12 protein-coding genes are annotated in these 15,618 nt (G+C 70.8%); 8 read left to right on the top strand and 4 right to left on the bottom strand.

Annotation, left to right across the window (positions count from 1 at the left end):
- Positions 1-30 precede the first annotated feature (30 nt).
- From ACH34S_RS35390 to ACH34S_RS35375, 4 genes are all read right to left on the bottom strand, one after another.
- A complete protein-coding gene (locus tag ACH34S_RS35390) occupies positions 31-1,620 on the bottom strand; it encodes a tyrosine-type recombinase/integrase (protein ID WP_395957256.1) in 1,590 nt (529 codons plus the stop codon).
- Between the two features lie 7 nt (positions 1,621-1,627).
- Positions 1,628-1,864 carry a DNA-binding protein gene (locus ACH34S_RS35385; protein ID WP_395957255.1) on the bottom strand — a complete coding sequence of 79 codons (237 nt, stop codon included), beginning with the start codon at positions 1,862-1,864 and terminating at the stop codon, positions 1,628-1,630.
- A gap of 439 nt (positions 1,865-2,303) precedes the next feature.
- Positions 2,304-3,170, bottom strand: a complete 867-nt coding sequence (locus ACH34S_RS35380) for a TRM11 family SAM-dependent methyltransferase (RefSeq protein ID WP_395957254.1) — start codon at positions 3,168-3,170, stop codon at positions 2,304-2,306.
- 23 nt (positions 3,171-3,193) lie between these two features.
- Entirely contained in the window at positions 3,194-4,144 is a 951-nt protein-coding gene (locus tag ACH34S_RS35375; RefSeq protein WP_395957253.1) for a hypothetical protein, read from the bottom strand.
- A 1,459-nt stretch (positions 4,145-5,603) separates the two neighbouring features.
- On the opposite strand from ACH34S_RS35375, the gene ACH34S_RS35370 reads away from it, so the two are divergent.
- The 8 genes from ACH34S_RS35370 (at position 5,604) to ACH34S_RS35335 (ending at position 15,514) form a co-directional block, all read left to right on the top strand.
- A complete protein-coding gene (locus tag ACH34S_RS35370; RefSeq protein ID WP_395957252.1) occupies positions 5,604-5,933 on the top strand; it encodes a pilin in 330 nt (109 codons plus the stop codon).
- A gap of 395 nt (positions 5,934-6,328) precedes the next feature.
- On the top strand, positions 6,329-7,672 hold the full coding sequence (locus ACH34S_RS35365; protein WP_395957251.1) for a hypothetical protein: 1,344 nt from the start codon (positions 6,329-6,331) through the stop codon (positions 7,670-7,672).
- Between the two features lie 23 nt (positions 7,673-7,695).
- On the top strand, positions 7,696-8,664 hold the full coding sequence (locus ACH34S_RS35360) for a PrgI family protein (protein WP_395957250.1): 969 nt from the start codon (positions 7,696-7,698) through the stop codon (positions 8,662-8,664).
- A 164-nt stretch (positions 8,665-8,828) separates the two neighbouring features.
- Positions 8,829-10,499, top strand: a complete 1,671-nt coding sequence (locus ACH34S_RS35355; RefSeq protein ID WP_395957249.1) for a VirB4 family type IV secretion system protein — start codon at positions 8,829-8,831, stop codon at positions 10,497-10,499.
- Positions 10,496-13,042 (top strand): type IV secretion system DNA-binding domain-containing protein, encoded by a 2,547-nt coding sequence (locus ACH34S_RS35350; protein WP_395957248.1) that lies wholly within the window; start codon positions 10,496-10,498, stop codon positions 13,040-13,042. Before ACH34S_RS35355 ends, ACH34S_RS35350 begins: the two co-directional genes overlap by 4 nt.
- Positions 13,039-13,953, top strand: coding sequence for a replication-relaxation family protein (locus ACH34S_RS35345; RefSeq protein ID WP_395957247.1), 915 nt, complete (start codon positions 13,039-13,041; stop codon positions 13,951-13,953). Before ACH34S_RS35350 ends, ACH34S_RS35345 begins: the two co-directional genes overlap by 4 nt.
- A complete protein-coding gene (locus ACH34S_RS35340; protein ID WP_395957246.1) occupies positions 13,953-14,945 on the top strand; it encodes an NlpC/P60 family protein in 993 nt (330 codons plus the stop codon). Before ACH34S_RS35345 ends, ACH34S_RS35340 begins: the two co-directional genes overlap by 1 nt.
- On the top strand, positions 14,942-15,514 hold the full coding sequence (locus tag ACH34S_RS35335) for a DUF2637 domain-containing protein (RefSeq protein WP_395957245.1): 573 nt from the start codon (positions 14,942-14,944) through the stop codon (positions 15,512-15,514). Before ACH34S_RS35340 ends, ACH34S_RS35335 begins: the two co-directional genes overlap by 4 nt.
- The last annotated feature ends 104 nt before the right edge of the window (positions 15,515-15,618 follow it).

The raw sequence follows: 15,618 nt of genomic DNA, 5'->3' as shown, positions 1-15,618 counted from the left end.
GTCGAGAGTCCGACGGTCAACCTCGGCCGCTCATCGGCTCGACGCCTGCGACATCCGGACGACGCGGCCCGTGGCTGCCGTTTCGTCCGGCTCGGGCCCGGTGCGGGCGTTGAGGATGACGGCGGCGGCGTCTTCGGCGGATTGGCGGGCCAGGTCGGGCAGGACGCTGGTGTAGGTGTCGGAGGCGATGGTGATCGACGACAGCCCCAGCGTCTCCTGGACGACTTTGAGGTCGTGTCCGGCGCGCAGCAGGATGGTGGCGGCGCCGTGCCGCAGATCATGCAGCCGGACCGGTGGGAGTCCGGCTTCCATCGCCAGCAGCAGGAACTGCTCGGACACGGTCATGGGCGCCAGCGGGGCCCCATTCTCTTGGATGAAGACGAACCCGGTGTCGTGCCAGGAGTCGCCTGCGGCCAGGCGTTCCTGGTTCTGCCGGGCCCGGTGGGCGGTCAACTGTTTGGTCGTGTGTTTGTCGAGTGTGACCTGCCGTTCTCCGGCTTCGGATTTGGGGCGGCCTTGTTCGGTGTGGCCGCCGATCTGGGTGATCTGCCACCGGACCCGGACGGTGCCTTCGTCCAGGTCGACGTCGGCCCACCGCAGCCCGCACGCTTCGCCCCGCCGCAGCCCGCGGAAGGCGATCAGGTGGTAGAGCGCGTGCAGCCGGTGCCGGGCGGCGCGGTCGAGGAAGGCGCCGGTCTGCTCAGGTGTCCACACCATGACCGGGGACGGGCGGGGCGTGCTGACGTAGGCGTCCATCGGCTTGACCCGCCCGCCGCGCGAGCGGGTCGGGTCCTTGGAGTCGATGAACGCTTCCCGGGTCTGGCGCCATTCGCGGACGCGTTCGGGTGTCCACACCAGCGCCTTGGGGCGGCGTCCCGACGGCAGTTCGATCAGGGAGGCGACGTTGAGATCGATGCGGCGTTCCCGGATCGCCTGGTTGAGCGCGGCGCGCAGGGTGGCGCGGATCCGGTGCATGGTCGCCGGGCCGACCGCCCGGGCCCCCTTCACCCGCTCCCGGTCTGCGCGGTCACCGGACGCGCGGGCGCGGGTGATCAGCTCGTTGCGTTCCTCGATGGCGTCGAACACCGCCTGCACGTCGGCGACGCGGAGCCGGTCCAGACGGACGTGGCCGATCACCGGTTCCAGGTGGGCGGTGATGTGGGTGCGGTAGCTGCGCAGCGTGCCGCTGCGCAGGCCTTTGCGTCCGGAGAACCAGGTCTGCAGCCACTGCCCGGTGGTGATCGCGGTGTCCAGGTCCTGCCCGGTGCGGACCTTGCGGCGCACCTCCTCCGGCACCGGGAGCCGCTTCTCCTTGCGCAAGGTGGTGACGATGAGGTCGGCGATCCGGGTGCGGTCCTCGGGGTCGGCGCTGATGGCCAGCAGCTCGTGCAGCCGGGTGATCTGTGCTTCGGCGGCGTCCTGACTGGTGAACCCGCCACGGCGGATCGGGTTGCGGCGGGTGCCGTCGGCGTTGGGCGGCAACTCGAACTGGTAGTACCAGCTGCCGTGGGTGGGGCTCCACGAGCCGCCCCGGCGGCGTAGCTTGGGGCATTTGCCGCCCTGCGCCCGTCCGTTCGGGGCTCGGCAGCCGCAGGCTTTGTAGGTGCTTCCGGCAGGCATCCGGTGTTCACTCGCTTTCTGGTGCGGGCGGCCCAGCGCCGTCATCAAGGCCGAGCAGGGTGAGCAGTCCGGTGGTGGGGACCAGGTAGCTGCGGCCGACGCGCAGCACCGGGCAGGGAAACCGCCCGGCGCGCGCCAGCTCGTAGCATTTGGTGCGTCCCACTCCCAGAGCCCGCCCTGCGGTGACCAGATCGACCACGGCGGGCAGCGTGCGGATCTCCGCCGGAGTCAGCCCGGCCCTCACCGCCCACCTCCGCACGCCGTGCGGGCAGGGGCCGGTGGAGCGCTGCGGGCGTCCGCCAACGGATCGGCTCCGCTCCGGTCTCCAGACGCGTGCGCTGCAGCATGCGGGCCAGCGGACTGGTCCGGGGCGGAGCACCGGTAGGCACGCTCGCCTCCGCTACGCCCGTCAAGCCCCGCCTTGCCGACTCGGGGAACCTGGACGAGCGTGACCGGCGGGGTGATCCACTGGCGGTGCTGCGGCGGACTGCTCAGGTGCCAGGCGCCACCACACCGGTAGGCCCGCAGCCGGATGCCAGGTGCGGCGATGCGGGCGGCGTGGCGTGCGGTACGGCGGGTTTCGTAGCGAGCGCGTCCGCAGCGTCCGCACAGGCCGAGTTGGAGGATGGCGAGCATCTCCAGCACCCGGTTGTGCCCTGCATGCCTGCCGTGTCGGTGCGCCGTCATCGGCTCGCCTCCGGCAGATCGGTGGCGCGGTGGAAGATCAAGAGGTCTTCGTGGGCGGTGGCGCAGGCGGGAATGCCGCGGTCGCGGGCCCGGCGGGTTTCGAGCATCTGGAAGAAGGACGCCCGGTTGACCAGCCGGCCGTCGCGCAGGCCCGCCAACAGGGCGGCGCACCGCCCGGTGAGGACGAGACCGTTGTTGTTCGCGGTGTCGACGACCTGGCCGGGTAGATCGATCAGCTCGCCTTGGACGCGGATGGGGCGGACGGTCACCGCGATCACGCCTCCGGGTCGGAGCAGGCTAGCGCTGCTGGCCAGGATCTGCCCGAAGCCGCCCAGAAGACCCGGGAGTGGGTGGTGGGCGAGGTTGCCCCGGTCGGTGGAGTACCGGTTGTTGCGCTTGATGATCTTGCCGCCGCCGTTGTCGCGTCCAGAGCGGATGTGCCCATGGGTGCGGGACCCGTACGGCGGCGAGGTCAGCACCAGCGCTGCCCGCCCGTGCAGGGTGCGGTAGATGGTGGCGATGTTGCGGGCGTCGCCGCACGCCACCTGCGCTCGGCCGGTGGCGCCGTGGGCGCGGGCATGGCGCAGGTTGCCCAGGGTGAGGTGGACGAAGTCGGGTTCGTACTCCACCCCGGCGGCATCGCGGCCGAGGTGGGCGGCTTCGACCAGGGTGGTGCCGATCCCGCACATCGGATCGATGACCAGGTCACCGGGACGAGTGAAGGTGTCGATGACGGTGGCGGCGATGGCGGGCAGCATCTTGCCGGGGTGGCGCATCGACTCGGGCGTGTAGCGGCCCTGGCGCTGCAGCCGGGACGGCCGCTGCCCGGTGGGCAGCACCGACATCAGCGCTGGCGAACGCACCGGCGAAGTGGGAACGAACTGGCTCATCGGCCGCCCCCGTCCTGCTGGTCCAGGGATTGTGTGTGCGGTTTGGTGAACAGGCACACGTCGGCGTGGACGCTGACGTTCGGCGGCAACGAGCCGGCTCGGGTGTCGCGCAACTCAGCCAGGTCGGCGGGCCCGGCCTGCACGACCAGGGCGTCCTCGTCGATCGGGACGCGCAGCGCGATGACGTGCTGGGCGTAGCGGAACCCCAGCCCCTGGGCCTGTCGGATGACGCGCGGTGCCGGGTCGATGAGGCGTCCGGACTGGTGGCGGGCGGTGGTGATGACCGCCAGGACGCCGCCGGGGCGCAGCACCTTCCACGCCGCGGCCAGGAACAGGCCGAGTTGTTCGGCGCCGAGCATCCACAGGTCGGCCCGGCACGCCGGGCAGCTGCGGTCCCCGACCCGGCGGGGCGAGCGCCCACCGGCCTCATACGGCGGCGGGGCGGCAATCACCAGCGCGACGTCGCCGAGATGGTCGGCCAATCCGCGGGCCATCTGATCCGGGCGCGTCGGGCGCATCTGCACCCGCGTCAATCGCTCCTGGGTGAGGGTGGCACGCAGCCGGGATCCGATGTGCTGGGCAAGCGGGAAATGCGGCACCAGCGCGACGCCGCGCCGGTCGAGATCTGCCGCAGCGGTCAGAGTGGCCTCGCTTGTGGTGAACCCTTCAGCGACCAGGTCACCCTCGCGAGTGCAGGTGCCGACCAGGTGCCGGGCCAGCTCTTGGCCGACCGATTGGCGGTGCGCCAGGCAGATCCGCTTGGGCGTGACGGCCGCCTGGTCAGGGTCATGCGCACCGGACGCACCGTGTTTGCGGGTGCTGGGCGGCACCGGGTTGGTGGTGTCCGAGCACAGCCAGACGGTCAGCGGCACCATCCGGCGCCGGGCGGTGCCGGTGGTGTCGGGTCCGGCGGGTGAGCGGTTCGGGTTGGACGGTGTGTGGTTCATCTGCTGGGTGACCCAAGACGGCCACCCGATCCCCGTGCACCATGAAGCACCGCCACCCGGCCCGATCTTCACCCCGGACTCGGGTCACAGTCTGGTCAAACACCTGCCGTCCCCGACAGCGCACACCCGAGACGGCACGCGGCGTTCACCTTCGTCTTCTCTCGGCCACCTTTGATAGTGGCGTGCGGCCACGTGCGATCGCCGTCAGTCAGAGAAGACCTTTGCGGCCTGGCAGTCATCTGGGCGGCGAGCCTGGTTGTCGCATTCCGGTCACTCTTGGTAGCCAGGGGTGGTGATCAACGATGTGCCTTCAGGGTCGAGTGCGCACGCGCCGCTCGAACCGGATGAGCCGTGGCGCGTTCAACCTCGCCGTCGGTCTCGCCGTCTCCGCTTCGTGACGCCCTTGCTCAGCGCGCTACTGGCATCCTCTGGGACCGCAGCCGCGCTCCACCTCGGCGACGCATCGCCTCTGGCACCAACCCGCCCTATCCAGGCGACAAGCGCCGGAACCGGAAATGGCCAGCAGCCCAACCGGTCCCGTTCCTCACCGCCTCCCATCACTGAGCGGCCCGCACCGCAAGGCCACACGCGGGGCCAACCCCGGCATAGTGCAGGACGATCGGCATCCGCAAACAGCAATCCCGCACAGACCGACGCCTCCAGAGAGCGACAGTCCTCGGCGCCGCACTCCCGGAGTCTGAAGGGGCAGCACAAGTCCCCGCGCCGTCTCCTCCCACCGACTCGGCCGCAGAAGGTACGCCGAACACCCGCGTGGATTCGCGACGAATGCCATCGCCGCTACCCCCGCGACGCCACCCGTCGAGCCGCGTGCATCTCCGCGCTACGCGCCTACCTTGCCCGGTAACAAACGTGGCACCGAACCTTGTCGATGCCCAGGTCGTCACTACGAGGCTCCCGGGCGTGTGAGGGGGGCGCACCCGCCGTCCACTCTCATCCGGCCGGTTTGTCACGACTACTGGCTGGCACCCTGGTGACCTTCTAGCAACCCAGATCACACGCCCTATATGCAACGGGCGCTCTGATGGAGCCGAACGCCTTCCGCCGTTGTTGATGGGATCGGTGGCGCGGGTCAAGCTTTGGCCATCATCGTCCGTCGGCGGGTGAATTCGGGGCCGAAGCGCGGTGCTTCACGGGTGCCTGTCGAGATCACCGGTGCCGGTGCGGCCGGGCGGACGGTAACAACCCGGTCCCCGCCGCATCCAACCGTCACCTCGTGTTCCTTAAAGGAGGACACCCGCACACCCCGGACGCGCCGTCACCGGTGGTTTCGCCTGGCAGCTCTGACTCGTCAACGCCCTGGAGACGCGCTGCCATGCACACCCGCAACCACTCACGCTCTTCTCTTCATCGCCCACCCCGACCCGCACCCGACCAGCCCATCACCAAACCGTCCGCTAACCAGAACCGCAGGCGGCCACACCCCGGCCGACACCGCCTGGTGGCGGCCTCGGTGCTGTGGACGGGCGGCTGCGCAACTGCCTCGCTGCTGGTGCCGGGGGTCGCCGAGGCCGGCACAGGGCTGGCCGCGGCGGGATCGCTGGACGAGGTGATCCGCAACCTGCGGAACGTGATCGTCGGGCTGCTGGTGGGGTTGGCGACGTTGTTCGCCACGATCGGCGGTGCCCGCCTCATGCTGGCCGGGGGCGATCCAGGTGAGGTGGAGGCGGCCAAGAGGACGCTGCGGTACGCCGCGATCGGCTACGCGGTGGCGGTCCTGGCTCCGGTGCTGGTCAAGCTGCTGCAGAGCATCGTTGGCGGGCCCTCGTGACACCTCCATCCCGTTGGCACCGCCCGCCCCGCGCGAATGGGCTTGGGTCACCCTTGACCGTTGCGACCGGAGGCGCAGCCAGAGCTGTTGTGTTGATCATGGTGTTGGCCGGCGCGTGGCTATGGATCTCAGCACAACCGATGTGGGCTGTGGCCGATCCCGCGCCGAGTCCGTCCCCTGGCACGCCCGCCCAGACACCACCAGTCTCACCTCCGGCTCCGCCTGCGCAGACACCACCGTCTCCGTCGCCATCACCGTCGACGGGTTCCTCGCCGACGCCGGCGAATCCGGACGCCCCTGGCGCAGACGAGCAAGGCACGGGCGGGCCGGGGCCGGACGGTGGCCCAGGGCAGGACGGTGCAGATAACGGGTGCGGCTTCGCCGATGTGAGTTGCATGGCCAAACGTGCGGTGAACGGCTGGTTCTCCGATCTGGTGTCCTCGGCCGCCAAACCGATCTTCGACACCCTGCATCAGTCCGTGCTGGGCACCCCGGAGATGGACTCACCGCAGATGACGCGGGCGCGTGACTTGTGGAGCGTGTCACAGACGATCGCCAACACCTGCTTGGTGCTGCTGATCACCGCGGGCGGGGTATGGCTGATGGCCGGGCACAACCTGCCCGGCGCCGAACTCACCCCCGCCCAGCTGGCCGTCCGGATCGTCGGGGCGTTCCTGGCCTCCAACCTCAGCCTGATCCTGATCGGGTACAGCATCAGTTTCGCCAACGGCCTCGCCGGAGCGTTCCTGCATGCGGGCGCGGAGTCGACTGATCCAAGTGTGGTCGCCGACATTGTCGCGGGATTCGTGGCCGCGAGCCTCATCCCGGGTTCACCGTTCGGCGCACTGATCGCGCTGGGCGTGGTGGTGCTGGCGCTGGGCGTGGTGTTCACCTACGCCATCCGGCTGGCGCTGACGATGGTGCTGATCGCGGCGGCACCGGTGGCATTGATGTTCCACGCGCTGCCGCTCACCGACGGGCTGGCGCGGCTGTGGTGGCGCGGGATGAGCGGGCTGCTGGCGATCCAGGTGTGCCAGGCACTGGCGCTGTCGACCGCGTACCGGCTGCTGTTCACCGAAACCGACGACACCAGCGACCAGCTCCTCGGGCTGCCCTCCAGTAACGACTTCACCGATCTGCTGGTGGCGGGGTGCCTGCTGTGGGTGCTGCTGCGGATCCCGTCCTGGGTGGCGCGGACCGTCTGGCGTCCCGCGCAACCGCGCATGCTCGGTGGCCTGCTGCGCAGCCTGATCGTTTACCGGGGCCTGGGAGCTCTGCTGGGCGGCCGTCGCCGCGTGGCCGCACCGATGACTGCGCAGAACTCACCGATCCCACCGCCTGCCTCACCACCGCCGGCGCCTCCGCGCCGACCTCAAATCCCCGGGCCGCGGCCTCTGCTGGCTCTTCCCGCAGGTCCGCCGTCTCCGGCGGCGCCACCACCGCCGGAGACGCCAGCCGATCCCGACACCGGTCCGGAAGGAGATCCACGACCGATGCAACTTGCTCTACCGATTACTGCCCCGCCCGCGAAACCGCAGGGGAACCGGCCGGTACAGCTGGGGTTGCCGATCCCGGTCACCCGCGTCCGCCAGCCGCCCGCGCCGCCGCCGGCCACCGCTCCGGCGCGGCCTCGGGTGCGGTCGCGGCAGCTGATGTTCCCCGGAATGCCCAGGCGGCCGGTGCCGAACCGGCAGCTGACCCTGTGGACCGATCCGCCCAAGCGCCGGAGGGGCCAGTGAGCAGCCATCACGGTGAGCGGCCAATGAGCGTGAAGATTCCGGCCGATGTCGATCAACCCGACAAGATCCTCTACGGGCTCACCGCCCGGCAACTGGCCATTCTGGGCGGGACCGCCGCGGTGGTGCTGTGGGTGTGGCTCACCTTTCAGGCGGTGGCGCCGTTCCCGGTGTTGGTCGCCGTGGTCATTCCGGTCGCGGCTGGCGGGTTCGTGTTGGCGGTCGCGCGCCGCGACGGAATGGGCCTGGACCGGTACGCAGCTGCAGCCTTGGCGTTCATGCGCAATCCGAAGGCGCGGGTGTCGGCAGGTGAGCGGGTGCAGGCGCCGCCGTCGTGGTGCCGGATGCGCGGAACGCTGCCCGCGCCGTTGCGGCTCCCGGTACGAACCGTCCGCCAGGACGGAGTCGTGGAACTCGCAGGAGGAGGAGTCGCGGTGATCGTGCGGGCCGGCACGGTGGCGTTCAGCCTGCGCACTCCGGGTGAGCAGGCGAGCCTGGTCGCCGGGTTCGGGCGGTGGCTCAATTCCCTGGACGCCCCGGTGCAACTGCTGGTGCAAGCCCGTCCGGTCGACCTGTCCCGCCTGGCCGACCACCTCATCGCCCACGCGCCGGGTCTGCAGGATCCTGCGCTGGAGCAAGCGGCGGCTGAGCATGCGGCGTTCCTGACCGAGATCGGTGCTGCGCACGATCTGCTCGTCCGGCAGGTCCTCATTGTGATCAGCGGGGTCACCGATTGCCCGGCCACGTCCGCCGCCCCGTCGTGGCCGAGGCGCAAACGGGGCTCTACCGGCCGGGACGCCGGGGCCCAGGTGGCGTTGCGGCGCGCCGCCGACGCCGTGCAATCACTGGCCACGCTTGGCGTAACGGCCGAGATCCTGGACGCGGACGCGTGCGTGACGGTGCTGACCGAGTCGCTATCCCCAGGCGAATCCCGACCTGTGGACAACGCTGCCCCGGATGAGCTGATCAGGTTCAAGCAGGAAGACAGGGCATGATGCGCGGGTTCGGTGACCGTTTCCGCAACCTGGACCTCCTCAGGCAAGGAGCCGTCCCTGCAGCTGCGATCGATGGTGATATCTCGGGCATGGTAGGGCCCGGCGCATTGCGAGTGAGGCCGCGGTCGGTGGAGTTGCCGGGCGGTGTGTGTGCCTCATTCGCGGTGGCCGGCTATCCGCGGGAGGTCGGCGCGGGATGGCTGGAGCCGCTGCTGACCTATCCGGGACGTTTGGACGTGTCCCTGCACGTTGAGCCGGTGCCACCGCTGATCGCGGCGCAGCGGCTCCGCAAGCAACTCGCCCGACTTGAATCGTCCTCCCGTACCAATGCCCAGCATGGGCGGCTGGCCGACTTCGCCGCCGAGGCAGCCGCCGACGACGCAGCCGAACTCGCCGCCTCACTGGCGCGCGGGCACGGCCGGCTATTCCGCGTCGGGCTGTATCTGACCGTCCACGCCACGGACCAGGAGGAGTTGGAGGGACAGGCGCAGCAGGTGCGGGCACTGGCGGCCTCGTTGCTGCTGGACGCCCAACCCACCACCTTCCGCGCCTTGCAAGGCTGGACCACCACTCTGCCCCTCGCGCACGACAGCGTGAAAGCGCGGCGGGTGTTCGACACCACGGCGCTGGCGGCGGCGTTCCCGTTCACCTCCCCCGACCTGCAACCCCGGCTCGGCGATACCCCGGTGCTGTACGGGCTGAACGCCTATTCCTCCGGCGTGGTGGTGTGGGACCGGTTCGCCCAGGACAACTACAACTCGGTCACCATCGCCCGCTCGGGCGCCGGCAAGTCCTACTTCACCAAACTCGAGATCCTGCGGCTGCTCTACCAGGGCGTCCACGTCGCCGTCATCGATCCCGAGGACGAGTACCGGCGCCTGGCCGGCGCGGTCGGCGGCACCCACATTCCGCTCGGCGCGCCCGGTGTGTGTTTCAACCCCTTCGACCTTCCGCCTGGGCAGGGCGAGGACACGCTCATCCGGCGGGCGCTGTTCGTGCAGACGCTGATCGGCGCGATGCTCGGCGAACCGCTCACCCCGGCGGCGCGGGCGGTGCTGGACCGGGCGATCATCGCCGCCTACCAGGTGTGCGGTATCACCGCCGACTCGCGCAGCTGGAAGCGCCGCGCACCGGTCCTGGCCGATCTGGCCTTCGCGTTGGAGCGCATGGGCGAGGACGGTGCGGCGGAGGCGACGGATCTGGCCGCGCGGCTGGCACCGTATGTGACCGGGTCCTATCGAGGCCTGTTCGCCGGGCCGACCACCACCGGCCCCGAGGGGCACCTGATCGTGTTCTCGCTGCGAGACCTGCCCGAGGAGACCCGCACGGTCGGGATGCTCCTCGCCTTGGACGCGATTTGGCGGCAGGTCACCGACCCTTCCGATCGGCGCCGGCGACTGGTGGTGGTCGATGAGGCTTGGACGCTGATGCGCGAGGACGAGGGCGCCCGGTTCCTGTACCGGCTGGCCAAGTCCGCCCGCAAGCACTGGGCCGGGCTCGCGGTGGTCACCCAGGATGCCGCCGACCTGCTCGGCTCCGATCTGGGGCAGGCGGTGATCGCCAACTCCGCCACCCAGATCCTGCTCCGCCAAGCACCCCAGGCCATCGACCGCATCGGAGCAGCGTTCGACCTCACCGACGGAGAGAAGGCGTTCCTGCTCACCGCCGACCGCGGGCAGGGGCTGCTGTGCGGGACCGCGACCGGAGCCGATCGGGCCGCCTTCAGCGGCATCGCCAGCCCGCACGAGCACCGGCTGACCACGACGGATCCCGCCGAACTCGCCGCCCTGGACGATCACGCGACCGCTATCGCGACGAAGGACGACCCGCGATGAAGGACTGGCCGGCGACACTCGATGACGCCGACGGCCTGTACGACCTCCTATCGGAAATATCGCACCATCCGCACCGCCTTGCTGAGGTGCTCACCGACCACGGGCCCGGTGTCGCGGCGGGCGTCTTGGGTGGTGCGGCGGCGTGGGCAGCAGCCCGGCGTGTGGTGTGGCGGTGGCGCAACGCCCGGTTGGTGCCCGGCGCCCGGTTGATCGAGGTCGCCGTCCCGCCGAAGGTCGAGGACGGCAGCGCCGCCGCCTGGTGGGCCCACCTGATCGGTCTCACCCTGCCCGCGTGGAAGCGCCTGCTGTTCGGGCAGCCGCATCTGGCTTTCGAGTACTTGGCCGACCACACCGGTGTCCGTTTCCAGGTCTGGGTCCCCGGCACGGTCCCACCGGGGCTGGTGGAGAAGACGATCCGGTCGGCCTGGCCCGGCGCCACCCTCACCACCCGCGCCGCCACCGGACCGCTCCCCATTGACGCCCAGGCCGCTGGGGGACGGCTGGTCCTCGGCCGTGCCGAGCACTTCCCGCTCACCCACACCCACGACTCCGATCCACTCCGGGGGCTGTTGGGCGCGGCGTCCGGACTCGCTGACGGCGAGCACCTGGCCGTGCAGATACTGGCCCGGCCAGCGACCGGGCGGCGGCTGCGGCGCGCGCACCGGGCCGCCGCCGCACTGCGCGGAGCCCACTCCACCGCACTCCAAGCCGCCCTGTTCGACCTGCTCACCCCCGGCATGACCAGCCCACGGAAACCGGCCGACCTGGCGCGGCAGTTCCCCGAGCGGGCCGAGCAGGTCCGCGCGATCCTCGGCAAGGCCGCCCAGCCGCGGTTCGAAGCCGCGATCCGCTACGGCGTCGCCACCCGCCACCCCGATCAAGCCGAGGCCGGGTGGCTGCGCGCGCACGCGCACGAAGTGGCGTCCACGTTCGCGCTGTTCACCTCCGGCCACCAACACCTCCGCCGCAAACGCCTCCGTCGTCCTGCCGTCCGGCTCGCCGACCGCCGCCTGCACCGCGGCTTCCTGCTGTGGGTGCGCGAGTTGGCGGCGCTGGCACACTTGCCCTACGACCTGGCCGCGCCAGGTGTCACCCGTGCCGGAGCCCGCCCCGTCGCGCCATCTCCCGCCGTCCCGATCTCCGGGCCCGGTGTTCGTGTGCTCGGGGACTCCGAGGCCGGGGCGCCGCGACCGGTCGGGCTGACCGTCGCCGGCGCCCGCCAGCACCTGCACGTCCTCGGCCAGACCGGCGTCGGCAAATCCACCTTCCTGGCCAACCTCATCCTGTCCGACGCCGCTGCCGGACGCGGCGCACTGGTCATCGACCCCAAAGGCGACCTGATCACCGACGTCCTGGACCGGCTCCCCGACCGCGCCATCGACCGGACCGTGCTGTTCGACCCGGCCGACCGCGGCCGCCCACCCTGCCTCAACGTGCTGGCCGGAGCGGACCCGACGTTCGCGGCCGAGTCGATCGTCACCACCTTCCGCCGCTGCTTCTCCTCCTCCTGGGGGCCACGCCTAGACGACCTGCTCCGTTCCGCCTGTCTCACCCTCACCCGCGTCAACGGCACCCGCGCCACCCTGGCCGACATCCCCCGCCTACTGGTCGACACCCCCTACCGCGCTCGGGTCACCAGCAGGCTCACCGACGAACTCCTCCGAGGGTTCTGGGCGTCCTACGACGAACTCACCCCCGCCGGACGCGCCTCGGTGACCGGCCCGGTGATGAACAAACTCCGCGCCGTCCTGCTGCGGCCCTTCGTCCGCGACACCCTCTCCGGCGGCGCCTCCACCATCGACCTAGGCGGCATGCTCGGCACCGGCGGCCTCATCCTGGCCCGCCTCCCCAAAGGCGTGCTCGGCGAAGACGCCGTCCGGCTGCTCGGTTCGCTGCTCCTCGCTCACACCTGGCAGGCCATCACCCCACGCGCCACCCAAGCCGAAGATGACCGCCGCGACGCGGCCGCCTACATCGACGAAGCCCACAACTTCCTCAACCTGCCCGGCTCCATCTCCGACATCCTCGCCGAAGCCCGCGCCTACCGCTTCAGCCTCACCCTGGCCCACCAGCACCTGTCCCAACTCCCCAAAGATCTCCGCGACGCGGTCTCCGCCGACGCCCGCAACAAGATCTACTTCGCCGCCTCACCCGAAGACGCCACCGACCTCGCCCGCCACACCGCACCCCTCCTCGGCCCGCACGACCTGTCCCACCTGGGCGCCTACCAAGCCGCCGCCCGCCTCATGGACGGCAACACCCCCACTCCGCCCTTCACCTTCCGCACCCGGCCCCTGCCCGAGAAGATCACCGGCCGCGCCACCGCCGTCCGCCGAGCCTCCCGCGAACAGTTCGTCACCGGGCGCGGCAAACGTTCCATCCCCGCCGTCGGGCTCCGAGACCTGGACGGCGAACCGCCACCCGCCGCCCGGGCCGCCGCCTCCGCCGACCTCGACGGACCTGCCGCCCCGAGTTTGGGGCCGGCTCCAGACGACCCTGCGGACTCCGCCGAACACTCGCCGCCGAGGAAGGACTCGCCGTGACAGCACCGACAAAGACCACCAACCGGCTGCGCGGAACACTGGTCCGCCCGCCGCGAATGACACCCGAGCACATCGCCGAGCTGGCCTACCGCCTCACCGCCCGGGACCGGGACCTGCTCGCCTTGGTCTGGGAACACCGCGTGCTCACCACCGCGCAACTCGCAGCGCTGCTGTTTCCCAGCCCCGAACGCGCCCGCCAACGCCTCAACCACCTGCACCGCCTACACGCCCTGCTACGGTTCCGGCCCTGGACACCGGTCGGCTCCAAACCCTGGCATTGGGTACTAGGCCCCACCGGCGCGCACGTCCTGGCCATCGAACACGGCCAAACCCCCAGCGCCTTCGGATACCGGGCCGACACCGCCACCGCGATCTCGGTATCCCCGCGGCTGGGCCACCAGGTCGGCGTCAACGACTTCTTCGTCCAACTCCACGCCCACGCCCGTCGCCAGAACGACGGGACCGTCCTGGAGCGATGGTGGCCGGAACGCCGTTGCACCGCCCTGTGGGGCGACCTGGCCCGCCCGGACGCATTCGGACGCTGGACCCAACCCGGCCCCGACGGCAGATCGCGCACCCTGGACTTCTTCCTCGAACACGACACCGGCACCGAAACCCTCGCCCGCGTCGCCCGCAAACTCGGCGGCTACGCCGACCTCGCCGAAGCCACCGGCACCACCACACCCGTCCTCTTCTGGCTGCCCAGCGCCAAGCGCGAGACCAACCTGCGGGATCTGCTCGGCGCCCCGGAAGTCCCGGTCGCCACAGCCGTCCATATCCACGCCACCACACCGGACAGCCCTGCCGGACGAGTCTGGCAACCCGCCGGGGCCACCGGCCCACGGCACCGGCTTGCCGACCTCGCCGCACTCTGGCACACCACTCAGCGGCACGAATCAGAGCGCGCCTGATGCCGCTGATGATCGGAGCCGCAGTGGGAATGCTCGGCTTGGTCGCGGTCATCGCCGCCACACTCGGCGCGATCCTCCCCGGCTCCGGCACAGAAGCCGCATGCCAGCCCACCCCAGGGCGGTCTTCCGCCAAGATCCCGGCCTCTTACCTAGCCCTCTACCATCGGGCCGGTCGAGAGAACGGAATCGGCTGGCACCTGCTAGCCGCCGTCGGAAAGGTCGAATCCGACCACGGCCGCGGCCCTGGTCCAGGGATCTCCGCGGGACGGAACCTCGCCGGAGCAGCCGGGCCAATGCAGTTCATGCCCGGCACCTGGGCCGCGTTCGGCGTCGACGGCAACCACGACGGCCGCACCGATATCTACGACCCGGCCGACGCCATCCCCGCCGCCGCCCGCTACCTCAAACACAACGGCGCACCCGAACGCACCCGCACCGCGCTGTACCAGTACAACCACTCACGGAGCTATGTGGAGAAGGTCCTGCGGCAGGCCCGCACCTACGCCCACCACGGACCGGCCAAGCTCGGCGCCCAGAGCGCGGGATGCGCCGACGCATTCTCGTCAATGACGCCTCCAGGCAAGGCCGCCCCAACGGTGATCGCGTTCGCCCGCGCCCAGCTCGGCAAACCCTACAAATGGGGCGCCGCAGGCCCGCAGGCCTTCGACTGCTCCGGGCTCACTTACGCTGCCTACCGCGCCGCCGCGATCAGTATCCCGCGCGTGTCCGGCGACCAGTGGCGACACGGTCCACGTCTTCCCAACGGCCACGAACAACCAGGCGACCTGGTCTTCTTCAACAACGGGCCCGGCACCTCCACCCGCAATCCCGGACACGTCGGCCTGGTCATCGGCAACGGGAAAATGATCGCCGCGCCGCATTCGGGAACCGTCGTGCAAGTCCAGTCCTACCGCCGCCGCGCCCTGCTCGGCTTCACCCGCCCCACCGCGCACCAGCGCGCGGAAAGAATCCCTCAAGGGGCTGCGCGATGACCGATCGTCTCATCAAGGCGACCACCGCGCTGGCGGTGGTCACAGTCGCCGCCGTCGCCGCGCTCATCTCCTACTCGCACGCGCTCGCCCTGGTCCGCACCCACGGCGAAACCGGCGCGACGGCGCGGCTGGTCCCCTTCACCGTGGACGGCCTGATCTGGGCCGCGTCCATGGTCATCCTGCACGCCCACCGCCACCACCGCCCCTTACCGGCGCTGGCCCGGTGGAGCTTGGCGGCGGGCATCTGCGCCACCATCGGCGCCAACCTGGCGCACGGCGCCGCTCACGGCCCCATCGGCTCTCTAGTCAGTGCCTGGCCCGCCCTGGCCCTGGTCGGCTCGTTCGAGCTGCTGATGGCCCTGACCCGCAACGCGCCCTTGTCGTCACCGTCCGTGATGGGCGGGCGCACCGCAGCGCGCCGGTCAGAGCCAACGTGCACCGAAGTGGCGCAGACACCGGAGCAGGCCGTGCTGAACGAGTATCGCGCCAGTCTCAACGGGCCGGGCCGCCCCCTCTCCCAGCGCTATCTCGCCGACAAGCACGGCACGCACAGCCGGGTGGGGCGATAGTCCAACTCCGTTTGAGCGTCGGAGTCGAGCACGACCAAAGGGTGCGAGATGCGGTTAAGAAGTGCCCCGTCGAAGCTCCTGCGGGCCTCAGGAGGGTCGCGGGC

The sequence above is a fragment of the Actinomadura sp. 3N508 genome, assembly GCF_044326375.1.
GTDB lineage: Bacteria > Actinomycetota > Actinomycetes > Streptosporangiales > Streptosporangiaceae > Spirillospora.
This window is presented reverse-complemented; position numbering and strand designations above follow the sequence as displayed.